General features: G+C 44.0%; 16 protein-coding genes. 5 read left to right on the top strand and 11 right to left on the bottom strand.

Annotated features, from left to right (window positions below; genetic code table 11):
• Nucleotides 1–72 precede the first annotated feature (72 nt).
• Together FLK61_RS04875 and FLK61_RS04870 are read left to right on the top strand one after the other, a co-directional pair.
• Nucleotides 73–597, top strand: a complete 525-nt coding sequence (locus FLK61_RS04875) for a cupin domain-containing protein (protein WP_176008391.1) — start codon at nt 73–75, stop codon at nt 595–597.
• A gap of 236 nt (nt 598–833) precedes the next feature.
• Nucleotides 834–1574, top strand: a complete 741-nt coding sequence (locus tag FLK61_RS04870; RefSeq protein ID WP_176008390.1) for a GTP pyrophosphokinase — start codon at nt 834–836, stop codon at nt 1572–1574.
• 317 nt (nt 1575–1891) lie between these two features.
• Here the strand turns inward: FLK61_RS04870 and FLK61_RS04865 are convergent, their stop codons facing one another.
• The 6 genes from FLK61_RS04865 to FLK61_RS04840 form a co-directional block, all read right to left on the bottom strand.
• The gene (locus FLK61_RS04865; protein WP_176008389.1) at nt 1892–2971 is read right to left on the bottom strand and encodes an ABC transporter permease; all 1080 of its coding nucleotides are present in this window, start codon (nt 2969–2971) and stop codon (nt 1892–1894) included.
• Nucleotide 2972: 1 nt separating this feature from the next.
• A complete protein-coding gene (locus tag FLK61_RS04860; protein ID WP_176008388.1) occupies nt 2973–4217 on the bottom strand; it encodes an ABC transporter permease in 1245 nt (414 codons plus the stop codon).
• A 9-nt stretch (nt 4218–4226) separates the two neighbouring features.
• Nucleotides 4227–5159 (bottom strand): ABC transporter ATP-binding protein, encoded by a 933-nt coding sequence (locus tag FLK61_RS04855; protein WP_176008387.1) that lies wholly within the window; start codon nt 5157–5159, stop codon nt 4227–4229.
• 760 nt (nt 5160–5919) lie between these two features.
• Nucleotides 5920–6552 (bottom strand): response regulator transcription factor, encoded by a 633-nt coding sequence (locus FLK61_RS04850; RefSeq protein WP_176008386.1) that lies wholly within the window; start codon nt 6550–6552, stop codon nt 5920–5922.
• A complete protein-coding gene (locus FLK61_RS04845; RefSeq protein WP_176008385.1) occupies nt 6549–7673 on the bottom strand; it encodes a sensor histidine kinase in 1125 nt (374 codons plus the stop codon). The genes FLK61_RS04850 and FLK61_RS04845 overlap by 4 nt, the downstream gene beginning before the upstream one ends.
• A gap of 552 nt (nt 7674–8225) precedes the next feature.
• A complete protein-coding gene (locus tag FLK61_RS04840) occupies nt 8226–9224 on the bottom strand; it encodes an aldo/keto reductase (RefSeq protein WP_176008384.1) in 999 nt (332 codons plus the stop codon).
• Nucleotides 9225–9456: 232 nt separating this feature from the next.
• Here FLK61_RS04840 and FLK61_RS04835 point away from each other — a divergent pair, with 232 nt between their 5' ends.
• Nucleotides 9457–9882: an RrF2 family transcriptional regulator gene (locus FLK61_RS04835; RefSeq protein WP_176011139.1), complete on the top strand. Its 426-nt coding sequence runs from the start codon at nt 9457–9459 to the stop codon at nt 9880–9882.
• Between the two features lie 63 nt (nt 9883–9945).
• Nucleotides 9946–10869: an NAD(P)/FAD-dependent oxidoreductase gene (locus FLK61_RS04830; RefSeq protein WP_176008383.1), complete on the top strand. Its 924-nt coding sequence runs from the start codon at nt 9946–9948 to the stop codon at nt 10867–10869.
• On the opposite strand, the gene FLK61_RS04825 is transcribed toward FLK61_RS04830, so the two are convergent.
• From FLK61_RS04825 to FLK61_RS04810, 4 genes are all read right to left on the bottom strand, one after another.
• On the bottom strand, nt 10852–11103 hold the full coding sequence (locus tag FLK61_RS04825; protein ID WP_176008382.1) for a hypothetical protein: 252 nt from the start codon (nt 11101–11103) through the stop codon (nt 10852–10854). The two genes, FLK61_RS04830 and FLK61_RS04825, sit on opposite strands and share 18 nt — an antisense overlap.
• Nucleotides 11104–11245: 142 nt before the next feature.
• The gene (locus FLK61_RS04820; RefSeq protein WP_176008381.1) at nt 11246–12445 is read right to left on the bottom strand and encodes an MFS transporter; all 1200 of its coding nucleotides are present in this window, start codon (nt 12443–12445) and stop codon (nt 11246–11248) included.
• 867 nt (nt 12446–13312) lie between these two features.
• Nucleotides 13313–15097, bottom strand: a complete 1785-nt coding sequence (locus tag FLK61_RS04815) for a coiled-coil domain-containing protein (RefSeq protein WP_176008380.1) — start codon at nt 15095–15097, stop codon at nt 13313–13315.
• 3 nt (nt 15098–15100) lie between these two features.
• The gene (locus FLK61_RS04810; RefSeq protein ID WP_176008379.1) at nt 15101–17041 is read right to left on the bottom strand and encodes an efflux RND transporter permease subunit; all 1941 of its coding nucleotides are present in this window, start codon (nt 17039–17041) and stop codon (nt 15101–15103) included.
• 273 nt (nt 17042–17314) lie between these two features.
• Here FLK61_RS04810 and FLK61_RS04805 point away from each other — a divergent pair, with 273 nt between their 5' ends.
• A complete protein-coding gene (locus FLK61_RS04805) occupies nt 17315–17881 on the top strand; it encodes a TetR/AcrR family transcriptional regulator (RefSeq protein ID WP_176008378.1) in 567 nt (188 codons plus the stop codon).
• A 303-nt stretch (nt 17882–18184) separates the two neighbouring features.
• Here the strand turns inward: FLK61_RS04805 and FLK61_RS04800 are convergent, their stop codons facing one another.
• Nucleotides 18185–19429, bottom strand: a complete 1245-nt coding sequence (locus tag FLK61_RS04800) for an IS256 family transposase (protein WP_176008377.1) — start codon at nt 19427–19429, stop codon at nt 18185–18187.
• Nucleotides 19430–19716: the final 287 nt, after the last annotated feature.

The following is a 19716-nucleotide window of genomic DNA, read 5'->3' as shown; positions in this document are numbered from 1 at the left end:
TTTAATTTAGAAGGCACACTTACATGGTTGTTACATAAAATGCCTTATCATCAATGAAAGGGATTGAAAACTATGCATAATGTGCCTTATTTCTATCCAATCTATCCTTACAACTATAGTCGCTCTCATTCTGAAGTGGAGCATCATGGTGCTCCATTTTTTAAGGAGGAGAGTTCAGAGCATCGAAACGACTACGGTGCAAAGCCATTTGTTGTTAATATTGAACAAGCAACAAATCAGAATACTGCGTTTCGTAAAGCAATTTGGACGGGAGACCATTTACAAGTGACGTTGATGAGCATACCACCAGGTGAGGATATTGGTCTTGAGATGCACCCAGACGTCGATCAATTTTTACGAGTCGAGCAAGGGAACGGGATTGTGAGGATGGGCAAAACGAGAAATAACTTATCTTACGTTCGCCATCTTCATGATGGAACAGCTATATTAATTCCCGCTGGGACATGGCACAACATCGTCAATAGCGGAATTGTTCCATTAAAACTGTACTCTATTTATGCCCCGCCTAATCACCCTTTCGGAACGATTCACCAAACAAAAGCCGATGCGATCGAAGCGGAGGAGGCTTACGATTAGCTAGTGGAAGAGCTACGGAGGCGTCGTCCTTTGTAGCTTTTTTTCCTTTCGCGAAACATATTCGGGTGAAAAAACGTATGAGTATGAGATAGTAATACATTTTAGTTTAAGTGCCTTCAACCTTATACATAGTTATGTAACATCTGTTTGCACCTGTCTTTCCACAACTTTCGACATCTCTTCAATTCGTGTCATGATATGATTAAAAAAAGAGTTGATAAAGGAGCGTTGCTACCATGGATACCGTACCTTCCGTGCCAATTCATCAGTTGAAAAAAATAAAAACAGAGATGACTCGGTTTTTAATGACCTATCAATTTGCTATCGATGAAATGACAACGAAAATTGAAATTCTTCAACAAGAGTTTCATTACATGAATGACTACAACCCAATTGAACATGTAAATTCCCGACTAAAAACGCCGGAAAGCATGCTTAAGAAGCTTTATCGTAAGGATCTCCCTGTATCGATTGATTCCATGCGTGCCAATATTAAAGATATAGCCGGAATTCGTGTAACCTGCTCGTTTATCAGCGATATTTATGAGATAAGCCGCATGTTACAAAATCAACGGGATGTAAAAGTGTGTGAGGTAAAGGACTACATCGAAAATCCGAAGCCAACCGGCTATCAGAGCCTGCATCTGCTTGTAGAGGTACCTGTATTTATGTCTGATCGCACGGAGAGTGTGCCAATCGAAATACAGATACGAACCATTGCGATGGATTTTTGGGCAAGCCTAGAGCATAAGATTTTTTACAAATACGATCGCGATGTTCCAGAGCGATTAAAAAGAGAACTGAAAGAAGCAGCCGTCTCCGCAGCAGCTCTCGACCATAAGATGGAAAAGCTACACAATGAAATGAAAGAAATTAAAAGCCAAGACGATGATGAGGACGAGATGCTTGAACTCTTCCTGCAAAATAATCGCCTCCGCCTTCCCGAAGCATTTATTCGAGAAAATGAAGACGAATAAGACCGCCTTTTTTGGCGGTCTTTTTGGTGTGGTGTATCAAAGTGAGGTCGTGCTTAGGTAAACATTCCTTTCCTTCATTTAGCACAGGTTAGTTTGCGTTAAATTGAGGTGCATTTGCTTCACTTCTAACGCTGTATGCATCAACGCAATTTCTATACGTTATCTGCAAGGGCGCTTGCATCAGGTGGATACTCGATTGCACTACTAGTCACTTCGTATGCGTCAAATCAAATCTCGCTTTCATCAATTCGATGCCCGATCGAATCACTTCCATTCCCGTTTGCGTCAACTCACTTACTACCCGAGAAATTCAATCACTACCTTCTCTCCATCAAATTAAATCCAATCCCAGCAAAAACCACGCTCATCAATACGAGTACCGAAGTGGAAAGTAGCATGTCCTCAGTTTGCATACTGCCATAAGTCACTCCAATCAATAGATCCATGCCGTGCTTAAGAGGTATAAAAGAAGCTACCTGTTGAAGGAATTCCATTGAAACGACTTCTAATGGCCAAAAAGCTCCTCCTAGCATGGCCATCGAGACACTAACGAGTGGAATCACTGCATCAAGCATTTTATAGGAGGTGACAATACCACTAATTAGTATTCCAAGCGACACAACTGCCAGAATATATGGTAAGACGACGAGAAGCGTTAGCCAAAAGCCTCCGTAAAAGTCTACTTGAAACACAAATTGAAATAAGAATAAAATGATATACATGTTTAAAACACCAAATCCAAATGCAAATAGTACATGCCCTAGATAGAGCTCTGCTTTAGATACCGCGGACAAAATCATCCTATCCCACGTTCCCTCCTGGCGTTGGACGACAATAGAAGAGATGCTAAATACAACGGTGTTAATCGTAAAAAATAACATAAATCCAAATATAGCATGCAAAGCGCGGTCGTATGCAAAGACAGATTCTGTCGTCTCCATTTCATAGGTAAAGCCAGCTGCTTCTTCAAGTCTCTCTGACCATTCATCCGCTTCAACAAACGCTTCTACCGCGACTTCATACCCCTTCTCTCGATAAAACGCCTGCAGCTCCGATGTAAACAAGACGATCTCTGGCGCGTCATAGACTTTGAGTACAGAAGCATCCGCCTCATTTAATACGATTCCAAATGGAGGACTGCTGCGTCGCACACGATCCTCTAAGCTCTGCATAGTAGTCGGCAAAAGCTCTATATTTTCATCCGAAAAATTCTCGATCTCGGTGGCAATAGTAGCCAATTCCTCCTCCGATAGTTCTTCTGAGGCAACCGGTATGGTAGATGTGTCTCCTCCACCACCTATGACAGCAGCAAAAACGATTGCGAGTACCATGCTCCCAAAAAACGTCAGTGGTCTTCGTATAACCATACGCACGTAATGATATAAAACAGCTCTCATATTACCTTACCTCCTCTCGGGGGAAAATCATGACAGATAGCACTGCCAATACGAGGAAGGATCCAACTAATGAGAGAAAAAATGGGTACAGTAACTCTATTCCGCCTCCGCCCATAACGGTTAAAATCCCTTGCATTGCTGCGCCATTAGGCAGAGTTTGACCAATACGCGCAACTGTTTCAGAAATCTGTCCTACGTTGAAAAAGCTACCGCCTAAAAAGGCTAATATGGTAATACCTGCACCACTAAAAAGAGCAGATGCTTGCGCATTTTGAAGCCTAAAATTAAGTGATGTTAAAAACATCGTCAATGCACCTACAAACAATACCATGCCAAGCCCAAGTAAACTGATGAGACCCAAATTAGGATACTCGACTCCAAAAACGAGAGAACTGAACAAAAAGAGAATCACTAACTGGATCGAAGCAAGCAGAGCTCCAGCCCCTCCTTTTGCACTTAAATATAGCCAAATTGGTACGTTTGTTAATAAAATTCGTTGATAGACATGTGTTTGCCTTTCCACATGCGCAACTCCAGCTAAAAATGTCCCTGAGTAGAGCACAAACATCATCGCCATTCCAACTGTATAGTAGTCAAAGGCACTTAAAATTGTGCGATTATCTACTTCTCGCGTATCGATTTCTACTGGAGGCAGCATAGGTACCTCCTCGCCATTTATAGAAGCAACATAGGCTAACTCTTTTTGGTTATTAAACTCCCTAAAAAACCCCTTTGTAATTGCTGTAAATATAGCGCTTCGAGATGAAATATCTACGTGAAGGGGCATTGCCTCCCCCTCTTGCAAAAACATATTCCGCCACGCCGCTTCCCGATACCCCTCTTCAAAATACCAAACACCGTTATATGCCTCTTCGTCTATCTCGCCATCACGAATAATATCAACGGTAATCGGGCTTACCTCCGACGTGGTATCTAGCATCTCAACGAACTGCTCAGGGACAGAAACAACTTCAGCCTGCGCCATAATTTCTTGCTTCATCCCTTCAGGAACGCCATCAGCTTCTAATCGGTCCTCAAACCTTGCAAGCTCTTCTTCTAGAGACTCTGCCAAGACTACCGCACCAGTGACCTCACTTCCTGACGTTCCCCCTGGAGAAATCATTCCTGAAAGAGCATTTCCAAGAATCGTAATCAGCACGATCGGCATTAATAGAAGGACGAGTAACTCGCTTCGATCTCTAAAAAGTTGCTTTAATTCTTTTAATAAAAAGGATCCATACATCATGATCGTCTCCTATTCTCGCAGTTTGCGGCCGGTTAAATGTAAAAATACGTCCTCTAAGCTTGGGGAACGCACCTCGACAGATTGAATATCGAGATCAGTATTGCGAGTGAGAGCAATAACTGCTTCTAACACTGGCGCATCCTTTTTACAGGCAACCATCATCTCTTTACCAGTCACGTGTACGTTTGTCACATCTTTTCTCTCTTGCAGCTCCGATACAATTTCTTCTGGATCTTTACTAAATGAGATCACGACGCTATCTTCCTCCATGAGCATGCCCTTAAGCTCTTGCTTTGTTCCTGCCGCAATGACTTCTCCGTGGTCCATAATGTAAATACGATCACACAGATACTCGACTTCCTCCATGTAATGGCTCGTATAAATAATCGTCATATTCGTTTTGCGATTGAGCTCCCGCACTGTTTCTAAAATATAATTACGTGACTGAGGATCAATGCCGACGGTGGGCTCATCCATGATAAGTAGCTCTGGTTCGTGCAAAAGCGCGACTGCAATATTAAGGCGACGCTTCATCCCACCTGAGTACGTTTTAACAAATTCATTTGCTCGGTCGGTAAGCCCGACAACGTCTAACACGTGCGCAATGCGCTCCTTTAATACAGAACCCTTCAGCTTGTATGCTCGCCCGAAAAACTGTAGATTCTCCCGTGCCGTTAGATCCAAAAATACGGCTATATCCTGAGGGACTACGCCAATGAGCTTGCGGATTTTTTGACGATCGCGTTTAGTAGATAAGCCAGCGGCAAAGATTTCTCCTTCGTCAGGTGAAATTAGGCTTGATATCATGGAGATCGTCGTCGACTTTCCGGCACCGTTTGGTCCAAGTAGCCCGACAATTTCCCCTTTCTCTATGAATACATTTACTTGCTTTACAGCAGTTCGACCTTTAAATGATTTTGAGACGTCATTTACTTCAAGCATGATCGTATGCCTCCTTCGTTTGCTTTTGTCTATGTATAGCTTACATGCGATTTGTATTATGGGGATGTAGCTTCAGTCATAAGTTGATCGTTAAAAACATGACTTGAGTCATGAAAAAGTTCAGGTGAATAAGTGCTAGTGAGTTTTTAGAGCAGCCCTTCGGGCTTAAATTGCTTAAGTGCTAATTAGTTTAAATCTGCACTTCGAGCTGTCAGCCATCCGGACACTCTACGACATCCATTGACCGTGTGGTCTTCACGGTCTGAAAAGCATTACAAAAAGTTTGCGTTCTTTGCGAACTTTTTGAGCTAGCCTTGCCCTTAGAAAGCAGTGGGTGATCTTTTGACGCTGTTCTCAGGCTAGCGGTCGATGCTCCATTAATTTGCGCCTCCTGCGGGATCTCAAAAACCTTTTTCCCCTATGGATTGTCTCCGAATGTCCTACGGGTCTGCCAGCTTTGCGTTTGATTTAAAAAGAGACTTCCCCTTTGTAGAAAAGCTATTCTTTTATTGGAATTATAGTTTTAGATAAGAGGTATTTCGGCAATTAGGATTTTTATTTACTGTATTTGAGATACATGTATCGTAATCACGTTTTATGTACTGTGAGCAGATTTACTACTAAACTGTAAAGTGCTCTATTGCTTAGTAATGAAATTTTAAAAAAGACTGTTTGTTTATTTGAACAACCGTTACCTTCGATTCTACGGAGCGTAGGAGAGGAGAATCGAAGATTACGAAAAAATCCCGCATAGCCTGTGCTATACGAGATAGTGTCGAATGGCGAAAATAGCTAGTTGTGTTCGATCGCGCAGTTCCAGTTTATCTAGGATGACCGTGATGTGGTTCTTGACCGTTCCGATAGACAAAAATAAATGGGAGGCTATTTCTTGATTTGTTTTACCTTCTCCTACTAATTCGATGATTTCCTTCTCTCGCTTCGTTAGAGGGACGTCGATTTGTTTTGGTCGTTTTTGCTTCATTAGCTCTGGAATAATTCTACCTGCAATGCCTTCGTCGATCGTGATTCCACCTTCGAGCGCTTTTTTCATCGCTGTAATGAGCTTTGTCGCATCGGCATCTTTGAGCATAAAGCCCTTTGCTCCGCTCTCGAGTGCTTCGAGTGCATACGCATCATCATCGAAGGTCGTGAGCATGAGGATTGGGAGATTTGGATAGGCTGTTGCTAGCTTTTTGCAGGCTTCAAGACCTGTCATGAGAGGCATGCGAATATCCAATACAGCAACGTCAATGTGAGAAGATACTCCTTCCACTGCTTCTATCCCATTCGCTGCTTCGACTGCTACATGAAATTCTCCGCTTTCCTCGATCATCATTTTTAGCCCTTGGCGGACAATTTGCTGATCTTCCGCAAGTAACACGTGTTTGGTCATCTTGATTCGCTCCTTTCTATCGGAAATACCGCTTCAATTTCAAATACGTCTCCTTGATGATCCCACTTAAAGCTTCCTTGTAATTGCTCGAATCGTTCCTGCATGCCTATAAGGCCGTTTCCTGCAGGACGATTTGTCTCTTCTGAGCACGAATTTTTCATTCTTAATACGGCCTGCCTTCCTCCACGAACAAACACATGTAGCTCTACCTGGCGTGTGCGACCATGCTTCATCGCATTGGTCATTCCTTCTTGCGCAAACCGATAAATAGCGATTTGCTGATCATTCGTAAACGGCACGGACAAAAATCCATCCTCCGCTCTCCATTGCACGGTCATCTGCGATTCTCGCTCAAGCTTTCTCAGCAAATGAATCACTGCATGAATTCCACCTGGGAGCTCTTCACTGCGAATTTGTCGCACGGCTTCACGCGTTTGTTCTAACGCATCTCCCGCAGTTTGCTCAATTTGCACAACGAGCTTGCGCTTATCCTCCTGATCCATCGATCTCTTTAAAATACCAGCCTGCATTAATAGCGCCGTTAGCTGATGACCAACGGAGTCATGAATGTCTCTCGCGATCCGCAACCGCTCTTCTTCGCGCACTGCCGTCTCCTGAGACGCAACATTTCGCCTCAGTCTCCGATTCTCCCGATCTATTTCTACTAAATCCTGTTCTAGCTTCTCCACCTTCGTTGTCTCTAACCCATACACAAGCGCAAATCCCCCTATCGCCATGACTAATAGCGTATACCCAATCGTTTCCTCCACAGAAAATTGGGGTGGTAAGTAAATTGGTAGTAACGTTGTTAGAATGGCTGCGATTGTTAATAGGAGGTGATGAGCCTGTGCGAGCGATATTATGAGTAAAAATGGCACGATGATGAGCAAAAGAATAGGTTCGCTAGCAGGTAAATAAAGGAGCTGTAGCCCAAGCCACAACACATATGTAAGTAAGATTGGATAATGCGTGTCACGCCACAGCATCGTCGTGAAGAAGGCTGTGAAAAAGAGACTTGTTGTGATATAAAACCCTATAGTTGGTGTATGTAAATCTGCTAGCAGTGCTAGGATGATGCACGTGATCAAAAGCACTGTTGTTACGATGAGAAACCTCCCCACACAGCCACCTCCTTTTAGACTTAGTATAGCGAAAGTGTGAGATAATGGAAATAGGGTCGTTGGGTGCTAGGGATTTTTATTGAGGGATATATATGGAGAGTGATTCGAGTCAGTTTGGGGTCCGATTGCTTTACTTTGGTGGTCGTTTGCACCACATCGCCCTTCGTTTGCATCAAGTCATTTTGCTTTGCTTCTGTTGAGGCTCCGTTTGCTTCACTTACAATGCCGTATGCATCAAACTGAGTTGAAGGTGCGTCAGGTGAGGTATTGTATGCGTCCGTTCAAATAGGTTTGCGTCAAATGCGGGTCTGGCTGCACCAACTGGCTAGTGGTATCCATCAAACGAAGGGTCTGTTGCGTCAGTTGACCCTCCGTATGCATCTACGCAATTTCTATACGTTATCTGCAAAGGCGTTTGCACCAGGTGTGTACTCGTTTGCATCACCTCTCCCTCCGTATGCATCAAACCGCTCTTAGCAACGAAATTACCTCCACCTCTTAAACATAAAAAAACAGGGACTGAATCTCTCATCAGTCCCTGCAAATCTATCTTTAATTACTTCCTGGTAACGGCGCGTCTTTCGAAATAAGATTTTTCTCTCTTAGTTCGTTCCAAAATGCTTCTGGAATCGTCTCTTTTAACGCAGCTATATCTTCTTTGATACGATCTGGACGTGTGGATCCAGGTATTACAGCTGCTACTGCTGGGTGAGCAGTTGAGAATTGTAGAGCCGCTGCCTTTAAGCTGACACCGTGCTGATTCGCAATCTTTTTTAGCTCCTGCGCATGTTGCTTTGTTTCTTCACTAGCAGGCGCATAATCATAGTGATCGCCACCGAGCAGTGCTCCGGAGTTATACGGTCCTCCAACGACGATACCACTACCTTTTTCCTCTGCAAGCGGCATAAGGCTGTTCAACGCGCTGTGATGATTCATTAGCGTATAATGTGTTGCCTGTAACGAAAGCGTCGGAACCGTTTCTTCGAGTCCAAGCGCTACTTCGATTGGGAGCGGTAAATTAACGCCTAGTCCCCAATCACGAATCACGCCTTCCTCCTTCATTTCTTGAAGGACTTTAAACGCACCTTTACGCGCTTCGTCGAACAAGCTAATCCATTCGTCGCCGTGAAAGTCCGGAGAAATGTCATGGACGTAGACAATGTCTAGATAGTCTGTTTGTAAACGTTCGAGACTATCTTCGATTGATTTTCTTGTCCCCTCCGCCGTATAATCTTGAATGATTTTATTTTGATTTCCGTATTCAAAAAGACCTGTTCCTGACTTATCCTCTTTCTCATCAGATATCAAGCGGCCAACCTTCGTACTAATGATGTACTCATCGCGTGGCTTATCTTTTAAAAACTCGCCTAGTCTCGTTTCCGCGAGTCCTGCTCCGTAAAATGGTGCTGTATCAAAATATCGAATCCCTTCGTTCCAAACAGACTCGATCGTCGCCTGCGCTTCCTCTTCTGGTACATCGCGAAACATATTGCCGAGCGGCGCTGTACCATATCCTATCGGTTGATTTAAAAATGTTTTAAGAAAACTCATGGAAAATCCTCCTGTTTTCGAAATAATTCGTTCAGAGTTTTCTATTACCAGTTTGGTTAGAGATTAAACAATGTATTTAATTAAGGAGGAGAGGAGACATGATATTTTGTGACATGGTCCTACTGAGATGTGCCATACTCCACACGAAACTCCCCCCTTGCATTCTCCTCCACAATCTTATACAATCCAATCATAGACATTATGAGTCTGTAATAGAGGGAATAGGTGATGTATCGTGAAATACTCGAAAGCAACAAACTACGCGCTGCATACGATGGTGTTTTTATCAGCAGCAGAGACAAAAAAAGCTACTGGGGTTGAGGAGCTCGCAAAAAGACAAGAGCTTTCGCCATCCTACTTATCAAAGATATTAACAAAGCTTGTTAAAGCTGGTCTTATTGAATCGTCACCTGGTGCTAACGGTGGCTATTTATTAAAAAAGTCCGCTGATGATATTTCTTTTCTTGATGTCATCGAAGCGATCGAAGGAGCATCCTCCATGTTTTCATGCTCGATGTCGCATGAGCACTCAGGCCACTCACGAGGCTGTTTAATTGCTGAAGTGATGACTAGTGCAGAAGACAAAATGAAGCAGCACTTAGAAGAAAAGAAGATCTCTCACGTTACCCCCAAAATGCGTGAGCACCTAAAAAAATAATAATTTTTTTACCTCAATTACAGACATAATGACTCTTTAATATCTATAAAGGAGGCAATACGTATGATAGAATGCGCGATTATTGGAGGAGGCCCTGCAGGGCTTAGTGCTGCACTGGTTTTAGGAAGAGCGAAGCGACACGTCACAATCTTTGATGAGGATAAGCCGAGAAATGCCGTTACAAACAAGTCTCACGGATATTTAACTCGAGATCAAATCACTCCACGTGAGTTTAAAGACATTGCCATAAAAGAAGTCCTACAGTATCCAACTGTCTCGATTGAACAGGAAACAGTTACAGCGATAACAAAGATTTCTAGCGGATTTGCTGTCCACATGTCGAGTGGTCGCGAAGCAACGGCCAAATATGTGCTACTGGCAACTGGGCTTGTGGACGTCCTCCCAGACATCCCGGGTCTACGTGACTTTTATGGGCATTCGCTCTACTCTTGCCCATTTTGCGATGGATGGGAGATGCGCGACAGACCGCTTGCCGTTATTATTGATCAACCTCAAACGATGCACTACGCGATGATGATCTCTAACTGGACGGATGATTTAATTCTATTTACTAACGGTGCCGATCACCTAAACGACATCGATCGCGAGCGTCTAGCTTTTAATAACATTGCCATTATCGAGTCGCCAATCACTAATTTTTCAGGAGAGAATAAGGAGCTACAGACCGTGCACACAGAGGATGGACGCACCATATTACGGACAGGTGGCTTTATAGCACCACATTCGATGAAGCCACCACAGCTTGTGGATTCATTAAACTTAGCTCGTACAGAGCATCATGGATTACAGGTGAATGGTTTTGGAGAAACGTCTTTAGAAGGAATGTATGCGGCAGGAGATACCGCATTGAACGTGCAACCGCAGCTGATAAACGCAGCAAGCGAGGGCAGTAAAGTAGCAAGTATGATCTTAAAACGGTTAATCGAAGAGGAGTTTTACAAACGTCCGTCAGCTATTAGCGAGTGACTTTTTCTTTCTACGGTCGTGTAATTCGTCCTTTTGGCGCACCCAATTCGACTGCACGCGCATAAAGAAACCGATGCTTATACACGTCGTTCCGAGCATCGTCGTAAGCATTGCGATAGCAAAAGAAGCTTCCGTTGTGCCAAATGACGCACCTTGCCACATAAGGAGGATAGCCAAACTTATAAGGAGAATTCCTAACCCATAGAAAACAACTTCCATCTTCGTTTGCGTCATACAATTAGTCCTTTCATAATGGAATTTTTTTCATGATTTACTTACATTAATTTTAGCATTATTTGTATATTTAGACTATCTTTATTTGACAAAACCCACGACAAACATGCCAAGCGATCCTAGTGATCGCTTGGCATGTTTTCTATTCAAGCAGCTCTTCTACCCGATTTTCTAACCGACGAAGTGATGGGTGTATCCACATATATGCGCTAAAAAGGATATATCCGACTCCACTTATTTGTAGCACGATCAACGGATGAAGCCACTCACCAATCACCCCTCCGAGCACAAAAGCAGCTGGACTGAGACATCCTAAAAATGCGGTTAAAAAGCTGAAACCCACGCCAATATACTCCTCAGGAATATTCACTTGAATGAGCGTAGGCAAATAGACGCCGAACATACCGATTCCAACCCACGCAACACCGAACAGTACAAAGGATAAAAAGGAAATTGGGAGCGAAAACGCCACTATCCACGCAATTCCAACAAACATACCTAACGCGCTAAATAGCCATCTAATTGGAACGTCCGCCACACGCTTAGCCAAAAGCGAGCCTACTAACATACCTATTGACGTTGCTAGTAGCCAGAGGCCGTATTGATCAGCTCCGCTCGCGATAGCCGGCAACACTGCGAGCCCCATCGCACCAGACACATTCATCAACACAATTCCTGCAAAAATGGCCAGCAATCTTCGCCTTCCAATTACCACCTTTGCGCCTTGAAGAAAATCACGACGATATGTGTTCAAAAAAGAGGCATAAGTCGTCTTCGATTTCTTATGATCATGCTTCAACCAGACAGCAAAGAGAAGGCCTACGCCGATTAATGTAACGGTACTCAAGCTAAAGATAACGCCAATTCCAACAAGTGCAACAGCAAACCCAGCTAATGCATCTCCTATTATGTCTACCGTTTGATAAGAAAAAGCAAAATATCCATTCACTTTCGTTAAATCCTCATCTATTGTCCACCTACGAATCATCGTCTGCTCCGTTATACGCATACTAACAGAGGCTAGCTGAGCGATGAACAGCATGACTAATAAAAAAGGAACAGACAACGAGGATGCATAATAAGTTCCAGCAATGGACAGAACCGCTATAGATTGTACACCTATCGAAACGATCAAAATAGTCCTCTTTTGATAACGATCAATGATGGGACCGAGTATAAATGATAGTACAACAGGCAAAGCCTGCACCGCACCAGTAACTCCGATAAGCAATGGTGAATTTGTTTCGACCGTCACGTACCATACTGCAGCAATAAAATAAAAACTATCAATCACATTCGTACTAACTCTTCCACCTAATAATAGTTTGAGTTGATTATGCATATTCTTCCTCCTTTGATTGTGTTTTATAAACAACACATCAAAGGCGGACCACGCAATCAAACGTGCTAATGCTCAAACGGACATACAAAACGACGCATACAAACCGCTCCTTTAGATACTTTTTTTTACCATTATATCATATTAGCTGTAAATACAAATCCAGCGAAGCATCGACTTCCTTTGCGCCTTCGTTCTCCCAGTTTGCGCACTACTTCCACTAAGTTCTGTCCAACTCCTTCAACTTTGCACATTGTTTCTTCAGATTTCCGCGTTACTTCTTTATTACGAGCTACTTTGCCCAAGTTCCGTTCTATTTCCCGTTCGTTCCGCGCTAATTCTAGCAACTTCCACCTTACTATTCGTAGTTTCCGCATTACTTCTTCTGACACAATTTAACTTTGCAAATTATGTTGCTCACAAATTCCCAAGTAACCTAAACTAAAAAAGCGATATAGCTACCTAAGTAGTTACATCACTTTTTCTAAAATAGATTTATTTTTAGTTTTTGTTCTTTAGCACTTGATCTTAAATATATCCTTTCAAGCTCTTGATCTTTCTCTCTCACTCTCTCCCTTCTACTATAGAAGCACAAAAGGTGGCAGACTCGGAAGACATCCGCAGACAATCCATAGGAATAGGCTGGGCGTAAGACCCCACAGAAAGGCGCTTAGGGTAAGGCGATAGCCGCACCCTGCCTTTCGAGGAGGCTTAAGACCAGACCCTATGGATGTCGGAGGGTGTCTGTAGAGCTGACGCCTTTCAACTCTAAATAAAACAACAACCTATTTAATCAAATCGGCATTTTATCAATAAAAGCTCAAAGAGCTGCCCTAAACTAATTGGCACTTAAGCAACTAGATCTATTCATTACCGAAACAAATCAACTAGCTTCTGCCAAAATCCAGTCGCCTCTTCTTCCTCTATCTCTTCCGCTTCCTGCTCCTCTACCTCAATCGCCTCCGTGCGAATCACAAACTGTACCGTACCAATATTTTCGTTTTGGTCTGATACAAACGAAATCGGCTCAAAGTCAGAATGGTCAAGCTCCGCTACTAATTCATCAATCTGCACCTGTACTTGATTTGGCAGATCAGACGTTTCTTCCGCTAGCTCTTCTGTCCCGTCGTACAATGTGTTGGCACCAGATAGAAGCTCTTGAACACCGCCACGTAAGTCACCAATACCACTGTTTAGTTCTCTGTAACCGCCAGCAAGATCACTCACACCTGCTGTGTAATCGCGAAGACCACTGTGGAAGCTACCGTATTCTGAGGACAGTTGCTGTAGTCCGCTAGAAAGCTCTTGAATACCACGCTGCATATCGTTAGAATCCGCTGCGGCGTCTAATTCACTAGCTATCGTTCGCAGTCCACTGCTCATTTCTCCTAACGCACCTGTACTTTCCTGTAAAGCAGGCTGAACCGCTGCAAACGCAGCATTAGTTGCGCCATATGTTTCTTTTACTGCTAGTGCTGCACGCTGACTTGCAACGAGCTGGTCAACTACCTGCTGATCGGCTCCGCTCTCATATAATGCCTGAATATCCGCTTCTGAAGCAGCACCTTCAGGAATTGCGTTGATCGCGTCACTCAGCGCACCATACGCCTGAGCATAGCTACTATTTAGCTCAGACAGTCCTTCACTTACTTCATCTAGTCCTCCTGCAATTTCACGCAGGCTACCACTAACCTCCGCAAGGCCTCCAAGCCCCATATCACCAGTGCTACCAGAAAGGGACCCGCTCATTTCTTCTAACGCATCGCGAATCGCTGCAGAGCCACTTACAAGCTCCGAAGAATTTGCGTCTAGTTGATTAAGTCCATCTCTAAAGGAAGCTGATCCGCTTTCCAATTCTCCCACACCATTATTCAGTCCAGAAATCCCATCACGAAGCTCTCCGACTCCTTCACTCACGGAAGCAGTCGCATCTGCTAATGGAACGAGTTCCCCTTGAAGGTCATCCGTATCCGGAGCATCAAATGGAATGTTGGAAGGAACGCCCGCTATTTCAACAGCCGCCATTTCAAACTCCTCTACGTCTGCCGCTACTGTAAAAGTACCCTCCGTCTCTGGCATAAGCGTAAACGTCACCTGTCGATCCTTACCTGCGTTAGCCACGGTGCCATCGGCTGCCTCGATGTTTCTCACCCGATCCGAATCAAAGGTCATGGTTACTTGTAGCAGGTAGTTCTCGAAGAAGGCTGCTTCGCCGGCGGTGTTTTGCGTCACATCGAGCTCAATCTCGACCGGTCCAGTCGCGCCCGCAAGCTCACTCGCCTCGCGCTCCTCCCCGTCTAAGTGATACGTAAAGTCAAAGCTCCACGGTAGTGGCGCCTCCTCCAAATTCCCCTGATAATAAAATTCCTCCGCTGTCTCGGCTTGGAGCGTAATCTCCTCGCCGTCCTGCGTGATCTCATACAAATCCGTCAAGTTTGAGACCGACGTGTAATCACCAAAATCGATGATCGTACCAGGCTCCGTGACAGAAAAATTGTTGACGACGTATAGCTGTTGTTGCTCTCCCGTCGCATTGAGATTGGCGTAAATGACCTCATCCTTTTGCTCAAATTCTCCGGTGCCTTCGGCTAGTGTAGCCGTTGGAGCAACGAGGAGTACGGCTAGCATGATGCTCAATGTTTTTGTTCTATTCATCCCTCACGACTCCTTATAAAAATTCGTTTTTAGTGATGTTTTTTCGATTAGCTTATCAAATACGACGAGCATCGCCGGTAGGACGAATACAACCATTAAGAAGGCTAGTAAAGCACCTCGTCCAAGTAGCATCCCAATAGAGGATACGATTGGATTCGTTGAAGTGAGTCCTAAAATAAAGCCGACGCTTGATAAAATCGATGCAGAAATAAAGATCGCAAACAGCTTTTCATCAATCGTGCGTTTGATCGCCTGCATCGCATTCATACTCTTTCGCAAATGATAGTAGTTTTCGGTAAAGAGAATCCCGTAGTCCACCGTTGCGGCAAGCTGAATCGTACTAATCAGCAAATACCCCACATAGACGAGTGGATCGTCATTAAAGTAAGGAACCGCTAAGTTAATCCATACGGACGTTTGTATCGTGAGTAAGAGAACAACCGGAATGGAAATCGACCGGAACGTAATCATAATCACAAGTCCCACTGTAACGACGGTTAAAATATTCACGAGCGTATTATCCTCTTGGATAATGTCTCGAATATCATAAAGGGAGACACTCTCTCCTAACAGATGACTCTCTTCGTAATAGCTAGCTGCCGTCTCTCTCACCTGTTCAATAAGGGAGAAGGCGATGTCTCCTTCAGGATCTGTCTCCGCAAAGATCGTAATCCGCGCGTAGTCACCTGAATAGAAGGACTGTGTGATAGTTTCGCCCACAAACTCTGGTGGGATGGCGGTCCCGACGGCATTGACGTAGGACATTACGCTTGAGACGTTCGGCAGTCGCTCTAAATCCTGCACGAGCTCCTCTTCAATCCCTCGATCAAGCTCTGGTACGAGTAGCACCATCGGCATCTCCTTGCCAAATATCGCTTCCACTGCCTGTTCATCCTGACCGGCTCTCGTATCCGGCGGGTGCTCCCCTGCTCCGTAAAGGAACGTTGTGTTGCTTTGCGCCAAGAATGCTGGCACGATCACGATCAACACGAGTAAAAGCATCGGGAATCGCACCTTCATTACTTTAGATCCGACGTTTTTAAAGTCCGGAATGAACTGACGGTGCTCCGTGCGATCAATCCACTTATAAAATACGAGCGTTAGCGCCGGTAAGAAAATCATGACGCTCAAAAAGCTAAGTAAAATACCTTTTACTAAGTTAATTCCTAAATCAGATCCAATCCCAAAGTCCATAAACGTCAGTGCCATAAAGCCAAAGAACGTTGTAGACGCACTTGCGACAATGGCTGGGAAGGATCGCTTCATCGCCATCCCCATCGCCTTCGCAGGGTCTGACTCTGTCTTTCTGTAATCAGAAAAGCTGTGTAGTAAAAAGATCGCGTAGTCGAGCGAGACGGCGAGCTGTAAAATTGGCGCCACCGACTGCGTGATAAACGATATCTCTCCGAGGAAAATATTCGAGCCTAAGTTGATAACAATCGAGACCCCAATCGCCGTTAAAAAGAATACTGGCTCAATCCACGATTTCGTCGAGAGCACGAGAATAATGATGATGATCGGCACGAGCAATAGCGCCGCATTTAAGGATTCACTCCCCGTCATCGTCTGCGAGACAGCCGTCGTGACGGCCTCTCCCGTGATCGCATCGTCCTCTTTAATTAGCTCGTAAATCGCGTTTGTCGCGTCTACCTCTCGCTCCTCTTCAATAGCGACAGAAAATAGTGCCGCACGGTCCTGATAGTAAGAGGACAGGAGATTTTGTTCCATCATTTCTAAGGGGATCGTCATATCCATCATGTCATCTAACCATGTGACTGACTCCACCCCATCTATTGCTTCAAGCTCTCGTTTATATTGGAGAGCTTCCGCTACCGAGACATCCTGTACCATGACGCGGGCGTTTTCAACAGGTTCATCAAATTCTTGTTCCATGAGGTCAACGGCTTGTATCGACGGTGCCTCATCTGGTAAGTAGTCCCCCATATTGTAGTTAACGGATACGCCAAATTGAGCGATACCACCTACAACGGCTAGAACAAAAAATAGGACTACAATTTTTGTTTTATGTGCTATGACTCGCTGTGTCCAGTCGATAAGTCGTCATCCTCTCTTGCTCATTCTTCCACTGTCCTTTACTATTGTATGGACACAGTGTTGGATATTCAACAAACAGTTTAGTAACGAACGTCCGTTATCCAACACTATTTCGTAAAGTGTCGGACGTTCACAATTTTTTCACAATCTAAGGAGGCACAAATGAGCAAAAAGCTGGATCATCGCAAGCGCTACACGCGCAAGGTATTAAAGGATAGTTTGATTACATTGATGGCAGAAAAGAAGATAGCGGCAATAACGGTCAAGGAGATCTGCGCGCTTGCGAAGGTAAATCGCTCCACGTTTTACGCTCATTTTAAGGACCCCTTTGATTTATTAGATCACATCGAAGAAGAGATAAGCGAGGATATGCAACGCTACCTTGAAAATATTCCATTGAATTCGGATGAAGTAGCGCAAGAAATGACGGAGCAAATACTCCACTATTTAAAGGAACACCGCATGATTATTGAAACCCTTTTGAACCATGAGGGTGCACCTACATTCGAGAAGAAACTCATGACGCTAACACGACAATATATGGTTAAAGGCGCGCTTCGCGACGCCGAAGTAGATGATACGGAGCTCCGTTACTTAACAACGTTTGTGCTAAGTGGCGCTATTCACGTTATTAAAGACTGGATTGAGCAAGACATGGTGCAATCACCCGCAGAAATCGCGCGGATGATCAATAGCTTTGTTACGAGTGGGTTTTCGTATTTGAGGTAGGGGGAGTTGCTTCTGAGGGAGGTAAAGTAAGGAGGAAACGGGGAGAAGTAAGGCAGAAGTTGCTGGAAGTAAAGCGGAACGGCCGGGAAACAAGGTAGAAAGTTGTGAAAGTAAGACGTAAAAAAGAAGTAATGCAGAAAAGTGGAGAAACGGTACGGAAAATAGAAGAAGTAATGCGGAAAAATGTTGAAGTAAGCCGCAAGTTGCCAGAAGTAGCGCGGAACGGTCAAGAAACAAGTTGGTACTTCTGCAAAGAAGGTCGCAAAAAAGAAAAGGGTTTGTCAAATAAACTGTGTAAGTTTCTTACTCCAGGTACTTGGCAGCCCTAGTCTGTAGGCTTTCATTGATCAATAGCTGATTTAATACTTGGGCCCAGTTAGGAACGAAGCCAGTTGCCCATTTCACTTCTAATTCTCTAATCCGTAAAAAGAGTAGTTTTAATAAAGCATTCTCATGGGGGAATGCTCCTTTTTTAGTGACTTTTCTAAAGCTGGAGTGAACACTTTCGACCGCGTTGGTGGTGTACATGATTCTTCGAATCGCACTGCCATAATCAAAAAGCTGTTCAACGTGTTGAAGGTTTCTTCTCCAGACATCAATAGCGCCTGGGTATTGTGTCCATTGCTTCTCAAACTCATCAAAGGCTTTTCGGCAAGCTTTCAAATTTGGAGCACCATAAACGGTTTTAAGAGATTTAGTGAAAGCACGATAGTCTTTATAAGGTACATAACGGACAGAGTTGCGTATTAAATGAACAATACAACGCTGGACCACGACCTCTGGGAAGACGGCTTTAGCGCCTTCTTCTAATCCACTGACACCATCCATTGAAATAAAGAAGATGTCTTCGACACCTCGGGACTTAATCTCATCGAAGATCTGCATCCATTTGTGTTTACTTTCTGTTTCATTTAGCCACAAACCTAAAATCTCTTTTTTACCTTCAAGTGTATAACCGAGAATCGTATAAACGGCATACTTTCTCGTCTCGTGGTGGTTACGAATGGTGGTATACATACAGTCTACAAACAGAAATGAATAACAGCTTTGAAGTGGACGGAACTGCCACTCTTCAAGATCTGGCATCACACTGTCTGTGATGTCTGAGACCATCTCGTGAGAGATGGAAAAGCCATAGATCTCCTCAATTGTAGAGGAGATATCACGTTGTGACATACCTCTCGCGTACATCGAGATTACCTTATCCTCCATCTCAGAGAGATTCTTTTTACGCTTTGGGACAAGAAGAGGTTCAAATGATCCGTCTCGATCACGTGGCACTTGAATGTCCAGTTCACCAGAGCTCGTTTGAAGCGTCTTTTTCCCATAACCATTTCTTCTGTTTAGTGATTCTTTCTCTTCTTTACTGTTAGATTGGTAACCTAGATGGTGATTCATCTCGCCTTTTAGCATAGATTCAAACATTGGACCAAAGATATCTTTAAGGGCTTCCTGCATATCTTGAACGGATTCAGGCTCATACGTCTCTAGTATCTGTTTTGCCAACTCACTCGCTTTAGCATTTCGATCCTTTTTCACCATACCCATCCTCCTCCAACCATATGAATTTATCTTAACAATAAAAAACTAAACTGCGAAGTAAAAGTCGTACGCACTCTTACTTACACAGTTTAGTTTACAAGGCCAAAGAAAATTAACGAACGTGCTGCGCGACAAACCCAGCTTCAGCCGCGCATCACGTTTGTTCATCTCCTAATTCATTCCCTTTTTTGCACAACTCCCTGTGAATTTGGCACAACCCTTCATCATTTTTGCACCTCTTCACACCATTTTGTCACCAGCCTCCCTAAATTCAGCACCATCCCTCCGTCATG

Source organism: Paenalkalicoccus suaedae, from assembly GCF_006965545.2.
Taxonomy (GTDB): domain Bacteria; phylum Bacillota; class Bacilli; order Bacillales; family Salisediminibacteriaceae; genus Paenalkalicoccus; species Paenalkalicoccus suaedae.
The sequence above is the reverse complement of the archived record's forward strand: the minus strand, read 5'-3'. Positions and strand labels throughout refer to the sequence as shown.

What these genes read in the sequence shown, in the direction of transcription:
- FLK61_RS04875 (WP_176008391.1), top strand. Translation starts at nt 73, where the DNA reads ATGCATAATGTGCCTTATTTCTATCCAATCTATCCTTACAACTATAGT.
- FLK61_RS04870 (WP_176008390.1), top strand. Translation starts at nt 834, where the DNA reads ATGGATACCGTACCTTCCGTGCCAATTCATCAGTTGAAAAAAATAAAA.
- FLK61_RS04865 (WP_176008389.1), bottom strand. Translation starts at nt 2,971, where the DNA reads ATGAGAGCTGTTTTATATCATTACGTGCGTATGGTTATACGAAGACCA.
- FLK61_RS04860 (WP_176008388.1), bottom strand. Translation starts at nt 4,217, where the DNA reads ATGATGTATGGATCCTTTTTATTAAAAGAATTAAAGCAACTTTTTAGA.
- FLK61_RS04855 (WP_176008387.1), bottom strand. Translation starts at nt 5,159, where the DNA reads ATGCTTGAAGTAAATGACGTCTCAAAATCATTTAAAGGTCGAACTGCT.
- FLK61_RS04850 (WP_176008386.1), bottom strand. Translation starts at nt 6,552, where the DNA reads ATGACCAAACACGTGTTACTTGCGGAAGATCAGCAAATTGTCCGCCAA.
- FLK61_RS04840 (WP_176008384.1), bottom strand. Translation starts at nt 9,224, where the DNA reads ATGAGTTTTCTTAAAACATTTTTAAATCAACCGATAGGATATGGTACA.
- FLK61_RS04830 (WP_176008383.1), top strand. Translation starts at nt 9,946, where the DNA reads ATGATAGAATGCGCGATTATTGGAGGAGGCCCTGCAGGGCTTAGTGCT.
- FLK61_RS04825 (WP_176008382.1), bottom strand. Translation starts at nt 11,103, where the DNA reads ATGACGCAAACGAAGATGGAAGTTGTTTTCTATGGGTTAGGAATTCTC.
- FLK61_RS04820 (WP_176008381.1), bottom strand. Translation starts at nt 12,445, where the DNA reads ATGCATAATCAACTCAAACTATTATTAGGTGGAAGAGTTAGTACGAAT.
- FLK61_RS04815 (WP_176008380.1), bottom strand. Translation starts at nt 15,097, where the DNA reads ATGAATAGAACAAAAACATTGAGCATCATGCTAGCCGTACTCCTCGTT.
- FLK61_RS04810 (WP_176008379.1), bottom strand. Translation starts at nt 17,041, where the DNA reads ATGGGGGACTACTTACCAGATGAGGCACCGTCGATACAAGCCGTTGAC.
- FLK61_RS04805 (WP_176008378.1), top strand. Translation starts at nt 17,315, where the DNA reads ATGAGCAAAAAGCTGGATCATCGCAAGCGCTACACGCGCAAGGTATTA.
- FLK61_RS04800 (WP_176008377.1), bottom strand. Translation starts at nt 19,429, where the DNA reads ATGGGTATGGTGAAAAAGGATCGAAATGCTAAAGCGAGTGAGTTGGCA.